The 16,794-nt window shown below is 65.2% G+C and carries 17 protein-coding genes; 10 read left to right on the forward strand and 7 right to left on the reverse strand.

The annotated features are described in order from the left end of the window. Positions 1–237 precede the first annotated feature (237 nt). On the forward strand, positions 238–2,580 hold the full coding sequence (gene uvrB / locus ACZZZD_RS07290) for an excinuclease ABC subunit UvrB (RefSeq protein WP_463433903.1): 2,343 nt from the start codon (positions 238–240) through the stop codon (positions 2,578–2,580). A 25-nt stretch (positions 2,581–2,605) separates the two neighbouring features. Here uvrB and ACZZZD_RS07295 read toward each other — a convergent pair whose 3' ends face one another. The 3 genes from ACZZZD_RS07295 to ACZZZD_RS07305 form a co-directional block, all read right to left on the reverse strand. Next, positions 2,606–3,364, reverse strand: coding sequence for a GIY-YIG nuclease family protein (locus ACZZZD_RS07295; RefSeq protein WP_463433904.1), 759 nt, complete (start codon positions 3,362–3,364; stop codon positions 2,606–2,608). Then, the gene (locus tag ACZZZD_RS07300; RefSeq protein ID WP_463433905.1) at positions 3,361–4,524 is read right to left on the reverse strand and encodes a DNA cytosine methyltransferase; all 1,164 of its coding nucleotides are present in this window, start codon (positions 4,522–4,524) and stop codon (positions 3,361–3,363) included. The genes ACZZZD_RS07295 and ACZZZD_RS07300 overlap by 4 nt, the downstream gene beginning before the upstream one ends. A gap of 1,269 nt (positions 4,525–5,793) precedes the next feature. After that, a complete protein-coding gene (locus ACZZZD_RS07305) occupies positions 5,794–6,546 on the reverse strand; it encodes a hypothetical protein (protein ID WP_463433906.1) in 753 nt (250 codons plus the stop codon). A gap of 175 nt (positions 6,547–6,721) precedes the next feature. On the opposite strand from ACZZZD_RS07305, the gene ACZZZD_RS07310 reads away from it, so the two are divergent. After that, positions 6,722–7,288 (forward strand): hypothetical protein, encoded by a 567-nt coding sequence (locus tag ACZZZD_RS07310; protein ID WP_463433907.1) that lies wholly within the window; start codon positions 6,722–6,724, stop codon positions 7,286–7,288. A gap of 273 nt (positions 7,289–7,561) precedes the next feature. After that, positions 7,562–9,055, forward strand: a complete 1,494-nt coding sequence (locus tag ACZZZD_RS07315; RefSeq protein ID WP_463433908.1) for a DEAD/DEAH box helicase — start codon at positions 7,562–7,564, stop codon at positions 9,053–9,055. 219 nt (positions 9,056–9,274) lie between these two features. Here the strand turns inward: ACZZZD_RS07315 and ACZZZD_RS07320 are convergent, their stop codons facing one another. Both ACZZZD_RS07320 and ACZZZD_RS07325 read right to left on the reverse strand, forming a co-directional pair. Then, on the reverse strand, positions 9,275–10,642 hold the full coding sequence (locus ACZZZD_RS07320; protein WP_463433909.1) for an OmpP1/FadL family transporter: 1,368 nt from the start codon (positions 10,640–10,642) through the stop codon (positions 9,275–9,277). Positions 10,643–10,803: 161 nt separating this feature from the next. Further along, positions 10,804–11,571, reverse strand: a complete 768-nt coding sequence (locus ACZZZD_RS07325; protein ID WP_463433910.1) for a competence/damage-inducible protein A — start codon at positions 11,569–11,571, stop codon at positions 10,804–10,806. Positions 11,572–11,667: 96 nt separating this feature from the next. Here ACZZZD_RS07325 and map point away from each other — a divergent pair, with 96 nt between their 5' ends. Continuing rightward, positions 11,668–12,486: a type I methionyl aminopeptidase gene (map, locus tag ACZZZD_RS07330; protein WP_372693036.1), complete on the forward strand. Its 819-nt coding sequence runs from the start codon at positions 11,668–11,670 to the stop codon at positions 12,484–12,486. 13 nt (positions 12,487–12,499) lie between these two features. Here the strand turns inward: map and ACZZZD_RS07335 are convergent, their stop codons facing one another. Next, on the reverse strand, positions 12,500–12,733 hold the full coding sequence (locus ACZZZD_RS07335) for a hypothetical protein (protein WP_463433911.1): 234 nt from the start codon (positions 12,731–12,733) through the stop codon (positions 12,500–12,502). Positions 12,734–12,751: 18 nt separating this feature from the next. Between ACZZZD_RS07335 and radC the strand changes: the two genes are divergently transcribed. From radC to ACZZZD_RS07365, 6 genes are all read left to right on the forward strand, one after another. Next, on the forward strand, positions 12,752–13,477 hold the full coding sequence (radC, locus tag ACZZZD_RS07340) for a RadC family protein (protein ID WP_463433912.1): 726 nt from the start codon (positions 12,752–12,754) through the stop codon (positions 13,475–13,477). Further along, a complete protein-coding gene (locus ACZZZD_RS07345) occupies positions 13,474–13,998 on the forward strand; it encodes a GNAT family N-acetyltransferase (RefSeq protein WP_463433913.1) in 525 nt (174 codons plus the stop codon). Before radC ends, ACZZZD_RS07345 begins: the two co-directional genes overlap by 4 nt. Before the next feature lie 57 nt (positions 13,999–14,055). Then, the gene (locus ACZZZD_RS07350) at positions 14,056–14,298 is read left to right on the forward strand and encodes a BolA family protein (RefSeq protein ID WP_159849394.1); all 243 of its coding nucleotides are present in this window, start codon (positions 14,056–14,058) and stop codon (positions 14,296–14,298) included. A gap of 4 nt (positions 14,299–14,302) precedes the next feature. Then, the gene (locus tag ACZZZD_RS07355; protein WP_463433914.1) at positions 14,303–15,205 is read left to right on the forward strand and encodes an aldo/keto reductase; all 903 of its coding nucleotides are present in this window, start codon (positions 14,303–14,305) and stop codon (positions 15,203–15,205) included. Between the two features lie 93 nt (positions 15,206–15,298). Next, positions 15,299–15,652 (forward strand): Grx4 family monothiol glutaredoxin, encoded by a 354-nt coding sequence (gene grxD, locus ACZZZD_RS07360; protein WP_463433915.1) that lies wholly within the window; start codon positions 15,299–15,301, stop codon positions 15,650–15,652. Next, entirely contained in the window at positions 15,652–16,086 is a 435-nt protein-coding gene (locus ACZZZD_RS07365; protein ID WP_463433916.1) for an acyl-CoA thioesterase, read from the forward strand. The genes grxD and ACZZZD_RS07365 overlap by 1 nt, the downstream gene beginning before the upstream one ends. A 72-nt stretch (positions 16,087–16,158) precedes the next feature. On the opposite strand, the gene ACZZZD_RS07370 is transcribed toward ACZZZD_RS07365, so the two are convergent. After that, a complete protein-coding gene (locus tag ACZZZD_RS07370) occupies positions 16,159–16,539 on the reverse strand; it encodes a hypothetical protein (protein WP_463433917.1) in 381 nt (126 codons plus the stop codon). Positions 16,540–16,794: the final 255 nt, after the last annotated feature.

Below are 16,794 nucleotides of genomic sequence, written 5' to 3' on the forward strand. Positions count from 1 at the left end.
ATATCGATTGTGTGTCAGCCCTAGGCGCAACGCGAACCAACCACAACTGAAAAAGTCACACAAACGTTCACATCGCGGTCAAAATACGCGCGGAATGCCGCAGTCAGGCCTGAAAGTGAGCATTATGTTGTTACATTACGGCGTTTTCTGACGGTTTTTGTTCCAACATCCGAGATGCAACGGCTTGACGCCTCGCGCGCTATGGCGTGACCCGCAAGTGCTCACTAAGTTCTGTTCATGAACCGTTCTTCGACGCCGAAGCCCGCCGCCGCCAAGCCGGCCAAGCCCGTTCACGTGCCAAATCCGGGGGTGCAGGAGGCGTCCACTGCCTTCATCCGCGATACGGGCAAGATGCCGATGTTCGCGCCGGTCACCGGCCCGCGCCTGACGCCGGAGGAGCCCATCGCGGCCCCCGCCGACTGGGTGCCGCACCGCCCCTCGCACGAGGGCAAGAAGAAGGGCGGTCGTTTCCGACTGGAGACCAAATACACTCCCGCTGGCGACCAGCCTGCCGCCATCGCAGAACTGGTGGCCCAGGCGGATGCGGGCGACCGCGACCAGGTGCTGCTGGGCGTCACCGGCTCGGGCAAGACCTTCACCATGGCCAAGGTGATCGAGGAAACTCAGCGCCCGGCCCTGATCCTGGCCCCGAACAAGACGCTGGCGGCCCAGCTCTATTCCGAGTTCAAGAGTTTCTTTCCGGACAACGCCGTCGAATACTTCGTAAGCTACTACGACTACTATCAGCCGGAAGCCTATGTTCCGAGAACCGACACCTACATTGAGAAGGATTCGTCCATCAACGAGCAGATCGACCGGATGCGGCACTCGGCTACTCGGGCGATACTGGAGCGGGAGGATGTGATCGTCGTCGCCAGCGTCAGCTGCATCTACGGCATCGGGTCGGTGGAGACCTATACGGCGATGACGTTCACGCTGAAGGTCGGGGACCAGATCGATGAGGCGAAGCTGCGGGCGGATCTGATCGCGCTGCAGTACAAGCGCAACGACCTGAACTTCGACCGCGGCATGTTCAGGAAGCGCGGCGATGTGATCGAGATATTCCCGGTCCACCTTGAGGACCGCGCCTGGCGCATCAGCCTGTTCGGGGACGAGTTGGAGGCGATCCAGGAGTTCGATCCCCTGACCGGCAAGAAGACCGCCGACCTGACCGAGATCACCGTCTACGCCGCCAGCCACTATGTGACCCCGCGCCCGACGCTGAACCAGGCCACCAGCGGCATCAAGGCCGAGCTGAAGGAGACGCTGGACTGGATGGTCGAGAACGGCAAGCTGCTGGAGGCCCAGCGGCTGGAGCAACGCACCCGGTTCGACCTGGAGATGATGGAGGCCACCGGCAGCTGCGCCGGCATCGAGAACTACTCCCGCTGGCTGACCGGCCGCGCGCCGGGCGAGCCCCCGCCCACCTTCTTCGAATACATCCCCGACAACGCCCTGCTGTTCGTGGACGAGAGCCACGTCACCATCGGCCAGATCAACGGCATGTTCCGCGGCGACTACCGCCGCAAATCCACGCTGGCGGAATACGGTTTCCGCCTGCCCTCCTGCATCGACAACCGCCCGCTGAAGTTCGAGGAATGGGAGGCCATGCGCCCCCAGACGGTGCACGTGTCAGCCACCCCCGGCCCGTGGGAGATGGAACAGGCGGGCGGCGTCTTCGTCGAGCAGGTCATCCGACCCACCGGCCTGATCGACCCGCCGGTCGAGATCCGCCCCGTGTCGGGCAAGACCCGCAACCAGGTCGACGACGTCATCGACGAGGTCAAGGCGACGACCGCCAAGGGCTATCGCAGCCTGGTCACCACCCTGACCAAGAAGATGGCCGAGGACCTGACCGAATATATGCACGAACAGGGGGTGCGCGTCCGCTACATGCACTCCGACGTCGATACGCTGGAGCGGATCGAAATCCTGCGCGACCTGCGACTGGGATCGTTCGACTGCCTGATCGGCATCAACCTGCTGCGCGAGGGGCTGGACATCCCCGAGTGCGGCCTGGTCGCCATCCTGGATGCGGACAAGGAGGGCTTCCTGCGCTCCGAGACCTCATTGATCCAGACCATCGGCCGGGCCGCGCGCAACGTGGACGGCCGCGTCATCCTGTACGCCGACCGCATGACCGGCAGTATGGAGCGCGCCATCGCCGAGACCGACCGCCGCCGCGAACGCCAGGTCGCCTACAACACCGAACACGGCATCACCCCCGAGAGCGTCAAGCGCGACATCAAGGAGATCATGGCCAGCCCCTATGAGTCGCGCGAGATGGACCGGATCACCCGGCCCGGCGTGGCCGAGGCCTCCAAACCCTTCGTCGGCTCCAACTTCCAGGCCGCCCTGCGCGACCTGGAAGGCCGCATGCGCGAGGCCGCCTCCAACCTGGAGTTCGAGGAAGCCGGCCGCCTGCGCGACGAGATCAAGCGCATGAAGCTGATGGACCTGGAGTTCGCCAACGAAGCCCTGACCGGCGCGGGGGAAGAGGTGGACAAGTCGGCGCCGAAGCGTTGGCGGGCGGACGCGGCGGCGGAAGCGCAGGAGCGGTTCAGGAAGGGGCGGCTGTAGGGGCTATGCTCTCAGGCGCTCTGTATTACGATCTCGCGATCACCGTCGCATCTGGATAATCGTCCACCGTCTCCGGGTATAGGATCAGTTGGTGCAAGAAGCTTGTGGCCTGCCAGCCCTTCGGCAAAAGCTCGGTAGCTGCTTCCAACACCTGGCGAGCCGACATTGGAGCAGCCGGCAAAGAAATTGGTGTCACCATCAGATCGGTTGCAGGCTTCCTGCCCTCAGTCTCGTATCGGAAAGTATAAGGCAAGGCCTGCTTCAGACGGGCAACGACCTCGCCCACTGTTGAAGCCGTGGAAAAATCGACATCCAGCGGTCGGTCGATATCGACAGGGTACAGGGCGTCAAAGTTCACGGCACGAATTCGGGTGCGATCTCGGCGGCGTCCCGGATCGTTGGCCCCGAAACCTCGATTATTCCACGCAGTTCCGTCTTTTGCGTAGTGCTTGATGAGTTGGGTTTCTAGATCAATAGCGGTGAAGACGAATATCCGAACCGCGCGGAAACTCACTCGCCTGGGATCCAATCCAGTCCGATGCTGGATCTTGAATGCATGCCGGTCCAGACGCTTTCGAAGACCGGCTTCCGCATCCGTCTTGCCGATGTAGACGAGTTTGCCGTCCAAGAAGAGCTGATAGACACCCTGAGCCTCTGGCACCTCGGAGACAGCATTTGCTCGCAATGGCGCGGGAGCTAAGGCGTCTAGCACCTTGATCAGATGATTCAGAAGCGCATCGGGTAGATCGAATTCGAACTCGGTATATCCAGCTACACCTGTCACGCGGCGAACCTCAGCCGTCGCGCCACATCCTTGCCCACCATTTCCGCCAACCGCACCGGCACGGCATTCCCCAGTTGTCGCATCGTCTCGCTCCACGAGCCGTGGAATACATAGTCATCGGGGAAGGTCTGCAAGCGCGCGCTTTCACGAACGGTGAAATAGCGAACTTCACCCGTTGGCTTCAGCAGCATGTTCTCACCGCCCGGCACGCCGTGGACCCCTGCCTTCAGGGTCTTCGCCGGTTCGTCGAGAGGACTGCCGGTGTGCCCCGTATAGCTGCGCGCACCAGACTGGAAGCGATGGTTCGAAACCGCCGTTGCCTTGTCCTTTGAATATTCGGGATCGGGCAGGTCCGCGATAGCGTCTCGCACCGTCTTCCATGGCGCGGTCGTCGGCTTGGCGTCCATGCGCAAGGCGCGCTGGGCCAATACCTCATTCTCGGGCCGATCTTTGCGAGCCACCTTGTGACGATCCCAGTAGACCCCGTCACGGTGCTGTTCCCAAAGCAAGGCATCCGCAGAATGGGTTTCGACCGGGAAGGACCATTCAAGATCGAGGTCTTCGCGGAACCCCACGAACAGGACGCGTTCGCGCTTCTGCGGAACACCGTGGTTCGCGGCATTCAGCAGACGGGTCACCAGCCGATAGTTCAGGCCTTCGCGAGACCCTGACATATGATGCTGTTCCAATCGCGCATGATGCTCGCTCCAGTCCTCATCCGGCCGCGCCGTGATCTCGGGATGCCGCATCTGGAGCTGGATATATTCGAAGTAGTTCTGAAAGCTGGCCCGCGTCAGGCCTTTGACGTTCTCGAATACGAAGGCCTTCGGCCGCGCCTCGCGGACCGCTCGAATGGCCTCGGGGAACATGTCACGCGCGTCGTCATAGGCCTTGTGCTTGCCGCCCATGGAAAAGGGCTGGCAGGGCGGTCCGCCGGAGATTAAGTCGAGCTTGCTGGAGTAGGCGCTGAAATTGACTGACCGAACATCGCACTGCTCCAAGGCCCAGTCCGCAACCATTGAACCGACGCGTCTCTGGTTCTCGCGAATGGTGTCGCAGCAGTAGGCGTCACGCTCGACCACCTTCAAGGGATGAAATCCCGCCCGGTGGAGGCCTATGCCAAGCCCGCCTGCGCCCGCGAACAGTTCAATGGAGTTCATGTGATCCTGGCTCATAAATCCAAGAATGTTCCGATTTCGTTCTCAAGTGAAGCTGTTTTCACGCCGTCGATCACCGTAAGGCGTCATCACAAATCAGCCAGCCACCCCATAGCATCTTCGTCACTAAGCGCGCGGACGATTTGGCGTTCGGGCATGATCGGCTCGCCTAAACCAACTCCACCTTCAGCGAATGCCCCAGCGGCGGGGCGAGTGTGTCCAGCGTCGCATTCGACGGCTTCGGGTCGAGGACGCGGTTCAATTGGGCGCGGCTGGTCTCCATTTCGCGGTCCTGGCGGCAGCGGACGGGATCCTGCTCCTCGCCAGCAAGACATGACGTTAGTGCGAACGCTGAACAAGACCATCCGTAGATGCAGCAACAAGCCGTAGCACAGTAGCACACGCCAGATCGAGTGTTGCCAATTCGTTCTTACGCCATATATTGTGCCCACGACCGTAAATGACGCGTGCGTATGGTCAGGTCGCCGATCAACCACGGAGACTGCAATGGCGTGCAACGGCTATAATCATCCGCCAGATTGCGTTTGCAATTTCAAGGGCGGCCATCCCAACTCCCAGCCACCTCGCCCCTTTCCAGAAGCGCCACTGCTTGGAAGTCTGGCCCCGCCTTTTGAGAGATCACTTTTGAAATGGCGGCGTGTTTCACACTGCCGAAAGTGCGGGATGCCCATACACTATGTACCAGGCCCAAAGGGCGGGAGCTTCATCACGGCAGGAGACGGTTCGTTTCTACGGCACAATTGCCCCAAAGCGGTGCCTGACCGGCCGTTAAGGTTGAAGAAGGCTCATTGGCGACGAGACTGGTATCCGGCGGCCCTTAGCGTCGTGCGCGGTCGAGGCCACGGGCAGGTGGTTAGCGTAGCTGGCTTGGTCGAGGGCGGTCCTTTTAAGGTGCGGATTCAGGATGGGCTTGAGATTGATCCCAGTCAGCCCGCCGTTTGCCGATGGTCCCTCGAAGACAACCATATTCTTGAAATCGCGTATGTGGATGTCGCAACCGAAGAACTGACAACCTCACGTGTTCGAGCGCGGAGATTGAGGGGCTAGATTAACTCCACCTTACAACGCGCGACCCAGCACACGTGCCGCGCGGCTGAGCGTGTCCAGCGTCACGTTTGAAGCCTCCGGGTCGAGGACGCGGTTCAGCTGGGTGCGGCTGGTCTCCATTTCGGCGGCCATGGCGGTTTGGGTCGAACCGACCCCTCATCCGCCCCTGCGGGGCGCCTTCTCCCGCAAGGGGAGAAGGGCGGATTAGAGCTCATCCAGCGTCTTCTCCCATTCCTCCATCGACACGATCCCACGCCAAGTGCCGAGGTAGAGGTCGATGCCTTTGGAGATGCGGCGGTCCTGTTCGCGCTCTATGACGGGGTCGAGGCCGGCCTCACGCAGTTGAGTCTCCAGGGCGGCGATGCGGCGGTCCAGCTGGACGCGGCGGGCCAGTTGGGCCTCGCTCCACTCGTCGTTGGCGCGCTCCAGCTTCTCGTTAACCTGCCAGTACTGGCCTCTCAGTTCCCAGTCGCTCTTGTCGCTGGTGTTCATGGCGAAGCGGCGCTGGGCCTCCGCCTGATTGGTCAGGATGTCGAAGACCAGTTGCAGGGGCGCGGTCTTGAGCGTCAGGCGGGAGGCGCGGCCGGGGCCGTCGCGGTCGGCCAGTTTGCGATAGGTCTCGGCTAAAGCCGCCAGGGCGCGGGCCTGGGCGAAGTCCTGGGCGTGGAGGGCGCGGCCCGAGGCCTGGGCGGCGGCGCGGGCCAGGGCCAACGGATCGTTGGGGTCGTCGGGCGACAGGTCGGCGGCGTCCTGAGCCGACAGCGGCGGCGGCGCGGGCGGCGGGGCCTCGGTGCGCGGGTGGCGGGACCAGCCCTCCTTGGTGGCGCGGGCGCGCAGGGCGGCCTCGGTGACGCCGTGGCGGGCGGCTGTGGTCCTGGCGTCGAGGCCGGAGAGATAGTCCTGTCGGACCTGGGTCCAGACCTCGGGCGGTTTGATCTTGTATCGGCGTTTTTCCATGCGGACAGTATGGGGCGGTCTCTACCTCAGGCCGGAAGACGGGCGATTTTCGAGGCTAGAGACCTGATTTTCCACATCGCGACATGTCAGGTAAGGCGCGCCAGCCATCCTAAATCGGCGCGCGGCGAGGCCTGCGTCCGATGATGACGCAGGGGCGTGCGACGACCCTATCCCCATGAGCCAGGGCATACATCGCAAGATCCGGCCGGACGCCGTCTGGGCCGAGGTTCGCAAGGCGTGGGAGGACGGCGAGACCGCGCGCTCGGTCGCCGCGCGCTATGACGTGGGGGTGCACGCCCTGTGGAAGCGGCGCGAGGCGGAGGGGTGGAAACGGCCCGATCCGGCGCAGGCGGGGCCGATCGAGCCGGCGGAAGGCTGGGACCGGCATATCCAGGCGCGGCGCGACGCCTTTTCCGCCCAGTTGGAGGATGCGCGGGCGCTGGCGGAATGTCTGGCGGCGGCGATGCGGGACGAGCGGCTGACCAGCGCGCCGCACTGGCATATTCCGTGGCTGTATCACTGGCGGGCGACGCATCTGGGGCCGGAGGCGACGGCGCGGGATCGGGCGCGGGCGCGCGAGATGGGACAGCCGTGGGCGGAGCGATTCTGGGATGAGGACGGGAGGCTGAAGCCGCTGGCCTGGCTGGATCTGGAGATGGCGCGGTTGCATCCTGAGGAGTGGCGCGCGGCCATCGGGCTGCCCGACGGCCTGCCCGAGGCGGCGACGCGATACGCGCCCTGATGTGTGCGGCAGTTGACTTATCGGCGATAAGCGCCCATTTGCGCTGCGTCGCACAATCGCGATCTCCGGCGTCTCCAGCGCGTGTGGGTCTGATTCAGACCTGTCTGTAGAAGCCGCCGGCCCCTCATATCCATTCGCTGCCCGGACACGCGGGGCGGCGCCCGATCCACCCCGCAGGCCTCATTCCTTGAGGCCCCGTCGGGACTGGCGGTGCGCGGCCCGACGGCGTCATGCCATGGCCGATGCGCGTCGCCGCACGCGAAAGATACTGCTGTGAGCACCACCTTCGAATCCATGGGCCTGAACAAGGCCCTCCTCCAGGCGCTGGCCTCGACCGGCTACACCAAGCCGACCCCGATCCAGGAAAAGGCCATCCCCGACGTCATGGCCGGCAAGGACCTGTTGGGCATCGCCCAGACGGGCACCGGCAAGACCGCCGCCTTCGCCCTGCCGATCTTGCATCGCCTGGCCGAGAACCGCATCGCCCCCAAACCGCGCACGACCCGCGTGCTGGTCCTGTCGCCCACGCGTGAACTGGCCACCCAGATCGGCGACAGCTTCAAGGCCTACGGCGCCCACCTGGGCTTCCGGGTCGCGGTCATCTTCGGCGGCGTGAAATACGGCGGTCAGGAACGCGCCCTGCAACAGGGTCTGGACATCCTGGTCGCCGCGCCCGGCCGCCTGCTGGACCACATCCAGCAGAAGAACCTGGACCTGTCGCAGACCGAGATCTTCGTGCTGGACGAGGCCGACCAGATGCTGGACCTGGGCTTCATCAAGCCGATCCGCCAGATCGTCTCCAAGATCCCGGCCAAGCGTCAGAACCTGTTCTTCTCGGCGACCATGCCGGGCGAGATCGGCAAGCTGGCGGGCGAGTTGCTGAAGGACCCGGTCAAGGTCCAGGTCACGCCGCAGGCCACTACCGTCGAACGTATCAGCCAATCGATCGTCTGGGTCGAACAGGGCAAGAAGCGCGCCCTGCTGACCGAGATGTTCTCGGATCCCGAATATACGCGCTGCCTGGTCTTCACCAAGACCAAGCACGGCGCCGACAAGGTCGCGGCCTATCTGGAAGCCGGCGGCGTCGAAGCGGGCGCCATCCACGGCAACAAGAGCCAGCCCCAGCGTGAGCGCACCCTGGCCGCCTTCAAGGCCGGCAAGCTGCGGGTGCTGGTCGCCACCGACATCGCCGCGCGCGGCATCGACGTGGACGGCGTCTCGCACGTCGTGAACTTCGAACTGCCCCACGTGCCGGAAAGCTACGTCCACCGCATCGGCCGCACCGCGCGGGCGGGCAAGGACGGCACCGCCGTCAGCTTCGTCGCCGGCGACGAGATGAAGCTGCTGAAGGATATCGAAAAGGTCACGCGCCAGAAGATCCCGGCCATCGACCGTCGCAACGACAAGGCCCTTGGCCAGCTGGACGCCACCATCATGGCCACCGGCGTCGGCAAGAAGGCGACCATGCCGGAACGCGAAGGCGGCGACCGCAACGAAGGCGGCCGGGGCGGTCGTGGACGCAGCCGCGTCCCGCATCGCGACGGCGTGCGCCCGGAAGGCGGCGGCCAGCCTCATCGCCAGCGTCGCGCCCGTCCCGGCGAGACCCCGGCGGCCCCGCGTCCCGAACGCGCCTACAACCCCCTGGCCGGCGAGCGCGTCCCGTCGATCAACGACAACGTCAAGCCGGCTGAAGGCGAAATGAAGCGCCGTCCCCGTCGCCGCCCGTCCAACGGCGGCAAGGGCTATGTCGGCGGCGCCAAGGCCTGATCTAAATCCTCCCCCGTCAAGCGTAGCGAAACGGGGGAGGGGGACCGCGAAGCGGTGGAGGGGGCGAACGCCGCACGGCGTGAAACGTCGGATATCGCGCCCGTTTCCGCCCCTCCACCCCGCTACGCGCGGTCCCCCTCCCCCGCTACGCGGTGGAGGAATAAAAAACGGCGGCTCCTTCGCAGGAGCCGCCGTTCTCATGTCAGGCGTGTGCGGACCTTAGAAGGCCCAGGTGGCGCCCATCGAGAAGCCGACGCCCGAGCCCTTGGCCTCGCCTCGCAGGTTCGAGATGACCAGGCCGTTGCCATAGACGTCGCGCGTGTCGTTGATCGTGGCGGTGTCGATGTCGATGTAGGTGACGGCGCCGTCGAAGGTCATCGAACCGATCGTCTTGGACAGACCGGCGGCGTAGAGCCAGCGGTCGCCGTCCGGGATACGGGCGGTGCGGTGATCGTCCGAGGTCGGGGTCGGGTCGTAGCCCAGGCCGGCTCGGACCGTCATGGTCGGATCGATCTTGTAGTCGATGCCGATCGCGCCGGTGGTGACGTCATCATAGTCCTGAACGATGGTCGACGAGCCGGTGGCTCCGTAGGCGACGCGGATGGCGTCGAACTCGCTCCAGCCGATCTGATTGACCTGGGCGTTCAGGGTCAGGCGGTCGTTGACGGCGTAACGGGCCGAGACGGTGGCGTACCAGGGAGTGTTGAAGCTCGCCACGCCGTCAGCCGAGACGTTGGCGGCGGCCAGGGCGCCGGTCAGACCTGAGATGTTCACCGTGCCCTCAAGCTCGTGCTCGATCTTGGAGCGGTAGGACACGCCCAAGTCCAGCTTGCCGAAATGCATCTGGGCGCCGGCGTTCCATCCGTAATCCCAGCCGTCGCCTTCCAGGTCGTTGCGGCCGTCGGTCGCTGCAGGGATCAGCACCAGCGGGGCCACGCCGGCGACGGTCGGCAGGTTCGGCAGGGCCGACGACAGGGTCGCCTTGGCGTACTGGGCGTCGAAGCCGGCGCCGATGTCCAGCCAGTCGGTGACCGTCATGGCGGCGACCAGGCTGACGTTGGCCGAGCGCAGCTCGGACGTCAGGGCGTCGTAGCGCGCGAAGTCGGGTTGTTCGTATTTGGTGGTGAAGTTGTAGGGGGCCTGGACGGCCAGGCCGACGTTGAAGCGGTCGCCGATGGGCATGGAGATGGCGAAGTTCGGCACGATGCCGCTTTCGACCACGTTATGGACGTGCGGATCACCGGCGACGACGGTCGAGCCGCTGAGGATGGTGCCGGCCGGGAACGGTGGTGTCGGGGCAGGCAGATTGTAGCCGAGGGTTGAGCCGCGGTCATCGACGTCGGAGTTTAGGATCAGGCCGTGCATGCCGACATAGACTTCGCGCTGGGTGCCGGCGATGGCGGCGGGGTTCCACCACAGGGACTGGACGCCCTTGTCGGCGCCGACGCCGGCGTTGGCGCGGCCCTGGGCGCGCGTCGATTGTTCTTGGACATAGAAGGAGCCGGCCATGGCCGGAGCGGCGACGCCGGCCAGCAGGGCGGTCGTAAGGGCGAGCCCGCCCACGCGGGCGAAGTTCCTGGAGGTCATTTCAAACACCTAATAAACGCCGATCGCATTACGCGCGGTCGATCCGGGGAGGAGCCCTCTCAGCGTTCGCGGCGCGAAAGCGTTGCGGGCAAGGCCCCCATCGGACCGGAAACGGGCGAAACCGTGGCGCCGAAGCCGCACATGATCACGGCTTCGAGAGGTTACGTTACGGCAACGTCGATGCCCGTATTTCGCAGTTCGGCGATCAAATCTTGCGCCGCTGCCCCGACAATCCCCGCGTCTCGGCCACGGATGACCAGCTGTGTTCCGATCTCGCCGACGCTGCCGTGACCAAAGGGGTAGCTGCCGAACGACAGGTCACGGCGCATATTCGCGGCCGTCCGCAGCACATCGGCCACAGCCCCCTCGCCCACTCCGGTGACCTTCAGCGTTTGGGCATGAACAATGGCGCCGGTGCGCAGGCGCGGGGCCACATCCTCAAGCATCGCCTGCATGATCCTGGGCACGCCGGCCATGACGAAGACATTGCCGATCTGGAAGCCCGGCGCATCGGTGACGGGATTGGCGATCAGGACGCCGCCGTCGGGGATGCAGGCCATGCGGCGGCGCGGCGCATTGAAATCGTCGCCATAACGCCGCGCCAGAATGGCCAGAGCCTCGGGATGTTCAGCCAAGGCCACGTCGAAGGCCGCAGCGACCGCATCGGCGGTGATGTCGTCATGCGTCGGACCGATGCCGCCGGTCGTGAAGACATAGTCCCAGCGCGTCCGCAGCGCATTCAGCGCCTCGATGATCCGGTCGTGGTCATCGCCGACCACCCGCGCCTCCATCAGGTCGATGCCCAGCGCGGCCAGAAAGCGGGCGATGGCGTTGGTGTTGGTGTCCTGGGTGCGGCCCGAAAGAACTTCGTCGCCGATGACCAAGACTGCGGCGGTGGGCCCGGTAGTAGTGGGATCGGGGTCGGTCATGCGGGAATCCAAACTCGGGGTTGAGGTTTCATGCTATAACGACCATCTGCGGCCAACGGATTTCGCCGCATCCCGCCTTTTGCAGACCGATCGATCATGTACGAAACGCCCGAAATCGAAACCGACGTCCTGGTCCGCTCCAGCGCCATTCGCGTCCACGAAGCCGAAGACTTCGAAGGGATGCGCAAGGCCGGCCGTCTGGTCGCCGAGGCGCTGGACATGATCGCCGCCCATGTGAAGCCGGGCGTCCTGACCAGCACGATCGACGATCTGGTGCGCGAGTTCACCCTGGACAACGGCGGCCTGCCCGCCTGCCTGGGCTACAAGGGCTATGAGAAGACTGTCTGCACCTCGATCAACCACGTCGTCTGCCACGGCATTCCCGGCGACCGGGTGCTGAAGGACGGCGACATCGTCAACATCGACCACACCGTCATCGTCGACGGCTGGCACGGCGACAGCAGCCGCATGTATGCGGTCGGCGAGATCAACGCGCGGGCCAAGAAGCTGATCGACGTGACCTATCAGTCGCTGGATCTGGGCCTGGAACAGGTCAAACCGGGCAATACCTTCGGCGACATCGGTTTCGCCATCCAGAAGTTCGTCGAGGCCCAGCGCATGAGCGTGGTGCGCGACTTCTGCGGCCACGGCATCGGCCGCGTCTTCCACGACAGCCCCAATGTCCTGCACTACGGCCGTCGCGGCGAGGGCGCAGTATTGAAGCCCGGCATGTTCTTCACCGTCGAGCCGATGGTGAACCTGGGCAAGCCGCACGTGAAGGTGCTGTCCGACGGCTGGACCGCCGTGACCCGCGACAAGTCCCTGTCGGCCCAGTGCGAGCACACCATCGGGGTGACGGAAGACGGATTGGAAATCTTCACGGCGTCTCCGGCGGGGCTGTTCCGGCCGAACTGACGGCATTCTTTCGTCATCCTCCGGCAAGCCGCTTGCGGCGCTGACCGGGGGACCCAGCGGCGCGCGCGAGCGCGAACCTGCCGCAGACGCCTTCATTCGACATCATGCCGATGGACGCATCGCCTTCGGCGCCGCTGGCCCCCCGGTCTTCGCTGCGCTTCGCCGGAGGATGACGAAAGAAGGTGTGCAGGCACACGTCGAACTTGCGCGCGCACACGGATCGACCGATCCTGTGAAGGTTGCGCATCTGCGAGCCTGACGGCGTATGACCGACGAGATTTCGACCAAGCCGATCCCGCGCCACAGCGGCCATCGCGACCGGCTGCGCGAGCGGGCGGCCAAGGGCGGCTTGGGCGCCCTGCCCGACTACGAGCTGCTGGAACTGCTGCTGTTCCGCAGCGTGCCCTACAAGGACACCAAGCCGCTGGCCAAGGATCTGCTGGCGCGGTTTGGGGGGCTGGAGGGGATCGGGGCGGCCAGCCATGAGGCGATCGAGGATCAGGTGGCGCGGTCGCTGGGCTATGTGCCCGGCAAGGCGACGCGGGCGGCGGCGCTGGACCTGCAGCTGATCTTCGACGTGACGCGGCGGATCGCACGCGAGCCGACCGCGAAACGGCCGGTGATCTCGTCATGGACGGCGCTGCTGGCCTATGTGCGGATCGCCTTGCAACACGAGCCGCGCGAGCAGTTTCGGGTCCTGTATCTGGACAAGAAGAACCAGCTGATCCTGGACGAGGTGCAGAACCGGGGCACGGTCGATCATGCCCCGGTTTATCCGCGCGAGGTCGTGCGGCGCGCGCTGGAGCTGTCGGCCAGCGCCCTGATCCTGGTCCACAACCATCCGTCGGGTGATCCGACACCCAGCCGCGCCGATATCGAGATCACGAAACAGGTTGTGCAGGCCGGGCGCGCGCTTAACGTCGAGGTGCACGACCATCTGGTCGTCGGCCGCGACGGGGTGGCCAGCTTCAAGCAACTGGGCCTGATGTGACCGACGCCATTCTGACGACCGAGCGGCTGGTGCTGAGCCCGGTCTCGACGGACGATTTCGACGACCTGCTGACGCTCTGGTCGAATGAGGATTTCACGCGCTACATCATGGGCCGCGCGCTGGGACGCGAAGAGGTCTGGTTCCGGCTGTTGCGCGACATCGGCCATTGGGTCGCGATGGGGCACGGCAACTGGACGATCCGGCTGCGCGAGGGCGGCGCCTATCTGGGCAGCGTGGGGGTGTTCGACTATCGCCGCGAGTTGGAGCCGCCGTTCGATGCGCCGGAGCTGGGCTGGGGCGTCGCGCCGGCGTTTCAGGGCAAGGGTTATGCGGCGGAGGCTTTGTCGGCGGCGCTGGACTGGACCGATTGGACGCTGGGGGCGCGCACCGTCTGCATGATTGCGCCCGAGAACCTGGCCTCGTTGAAGCTGGCGGCGCGGGTCGGTTATCGCCTGTATGCGACCGCGACCTACAAGGATCATACGGTTCAGCTGTTTGAGCGACCCCGCCGTTCCGTGTAGGCCGCCATTAAGGTTTATCCGTCAAAATCGCGTCGAACGAGCCGCGAGTTTTTTGCCATGCCCATGTCCGTCGAAACGCTGCGCCAGCATCTGGTCGAGGCCTTTCCCGACGCCGAGATCGACATCGAGGATCTGGCGGGCGACGGCGACCACTATCGCGCGCGGATCGTGTCCGACGCCTTCGCCGGCCTGGCGCGCGTGCGTCAGCATCAGCTGGTCTATGCGGCCCTGAAGGGGCAGATGGGCGGCGAACTGCATGCGCTGGCGCTGGAGACCTCGGCGCCGGCGAAGGAGGCCTGACGCAATGCGCTATCGCCCATTCGGCGCTTCGGGCGCAGCGATTTCAAACCTGACGCTGAACTTCGGCGCCGATGCGCTGAAGCGTGGGCGTGAAGCGGGTCTGGACCTGCTGTATTCGGCGCTGGAAGCCGGGGTGAACAGCTACCGCCTGGACAGCGCCGACCCCGTGGCGGCCGAGGTGCTGGGCGAAGCGCTGTCGCATGTGGACCGCAAGCTGGTCTATGTCGGTTTGACGCTGGGAGCCGGAGACGGGCGTGACGGAAGCCGCGACTTCTCCGCCGAGGGCATGACCGCCGCCATCGACCGGGTGCTGCACTTCTCGGGTCTGGCCTGGATCGACATTGCGGTGCTGCATGAACCCGGCGAGACCGAACTGCCGCAGACGTCGCTGAACGCCCTGAAGGCCCTGCGGGCCACCGGACGCATCAAGCTGCTGGGCATCGCCGGCGGCGGCGATGTGATGGACGCCTATGTCTCGACCGGGGCGTTCGACGCCCTGCTGACGCCGTTGGGCATCAACGCCGATTGGCGGGTCCGCAACCGCATCCGGTCGGCGCGCGAGCAGGACATGTCGGTCTTCGCCTATGACTTCTACACCGACCGTCGCTCCGGCCCCCGTATCGCACCGATCTTCAAGAAGGGTCTGTTCGGCATCGGCGCCCAGAAGCGCCCGCCGGATACGCCGCAGAGGGACGCCTTCGGCTTCCTGTACCGCACGCAGAACTGGACGGCCGAGGCGATCTGCCTGGCCTACGTCCTGACCGACCCGACGGTGTCCAGCGTGATCGTCAACGCCACCGACACCGACCGGCTGGCGACGCTGGCGGTGGCGCCCGAGCGCGACATGCCGCCGGGCCTGGCCGCGCAGATCGAGATGGCGCGCGTTGTCGCCAGCCAGGCCGCCTGACGCAGAGCAACCCGCGCCATACAGATCGTCGCGGACGCCTTGACCGAACCCTCTCGGCTCCCTAGCTGACGGGCTTCACGAAAGGCCCTTCCCGTGACCGATACTGCTCAGACCGCCGATCCCGTCCACGCCTTCATCGGCGAAACCGTCGCCCAGCACGACGTCGTGCTGTTCATGAAAGGCACGCCGGACCAGCCACGCTGTGGCTTCTCTTCCCTGTCGGTTCAAATCCTGGATCAGATCGGTGCGGGCTTCGTCGGCGTCGATGTGCTGCAGGACGAAGCTTTGCGCGAAGGCATCAAGGCCTTCACCGACTGGCCGACCATTCCCCAGCTCTATGTGAAGGGCGAATTCGTCGGCGGATCGGACATCATCCGCGAGATGTTCCAGGCCGGCGAACTTCAGGCCCTGATGGTCGAGAAGGGCGTGCCGCTCGGCGAGGCCTGATGGCGCGCAAGACCCTGACGCCGCGCGAGGACCGCGAGGTCTTCGTCGTGCCGCTGGACGTGCGGCCCGAGCACATCGACGCCAACGGCCACGTCAACAATGTCGTCTATGTCGGCTGGCTGCAGGACGCCGGCACGTCCCACTGGAACGTGCGCTTCGACGAGGCGACGCGGGCGAAATGGTCGTGGGTCGCGACCCGGCACGAGATCGACTATCTGCGCGGCATCGAGCCGGGCGCGCAGGACGTGGTCGCGCGCACCTGGGTCGGCGATCCGCAGGGGCCGCGCTTCACCCGCTATGTCCGCATCGAGGACGCCCAGGGCCGCGTCTGCGCCCAGGGCGTCACCGAATGGGTGCTGGTCGACGCCCGGACCCTGAGGCCGCAGCGTATTCCACCCACGATGCTGAGCGTGTTCGAGACGACGGCGGGCTGAGCCTTACCTTCCCTCCGTCATCCTAGGCCTTGTGCCTAGGATGACGAGATTTAAACGTGGGTCGTGGGCGTCTTACTTCAGCGGATTGAGGATCCGCGCCGGGGTTCCGGGCTCCAGACCCAGGTCGGCGTAGGTCCAGCGCAGTTCGACGCCGTTGGGGACCAAGGCCTTGCACAGGTCTTCCTTGGTGCGCCGCAGCGTGATCTCGGTCGGGCTGTTGTCCGAAACCGACACTTCGAAATCGGACGCCTGGGTGCAGCCGTTGGAATCAACCCGCGCGACCAGGGCGCCGTCCGCGAAGCGGGCCTCGCGAATGGCCTCGGCCGGCGGGGCGTCGTTTCGGGTGACATTGACCGAGACGTTCTCGCCCGCATCGCTGTCATAGATGACGCAGGCCGACAGCAGCGGCGCGACCAGCGCCGCGACCGCCAGACCCTTTACGAGGCCGCGCATCACTGGCCCGAAGCCGGGGCGGTGATGACCCGCGTGGTCGGCTTTTCGGTCGAGACGATGATGCAGCCCGACAGCAGCGGGGCGGCGATGGCGATGGCGAGAGCGAGACGAAGCATTTGGGTTCCCCTTTGAAAGCTTGACCCTATGTGCCGCGAGGGCCGGCTGTGCACACGTGAATAATCGGCAAGCTGGATGAACAATTGGAAAGGGTCGGGGTTGAACGTGACCGCAACCGCCATAGCTACAGTCCCTCCC

Source organism: Brevundimonas sp. AC546, from assembly GCF_979258305.1.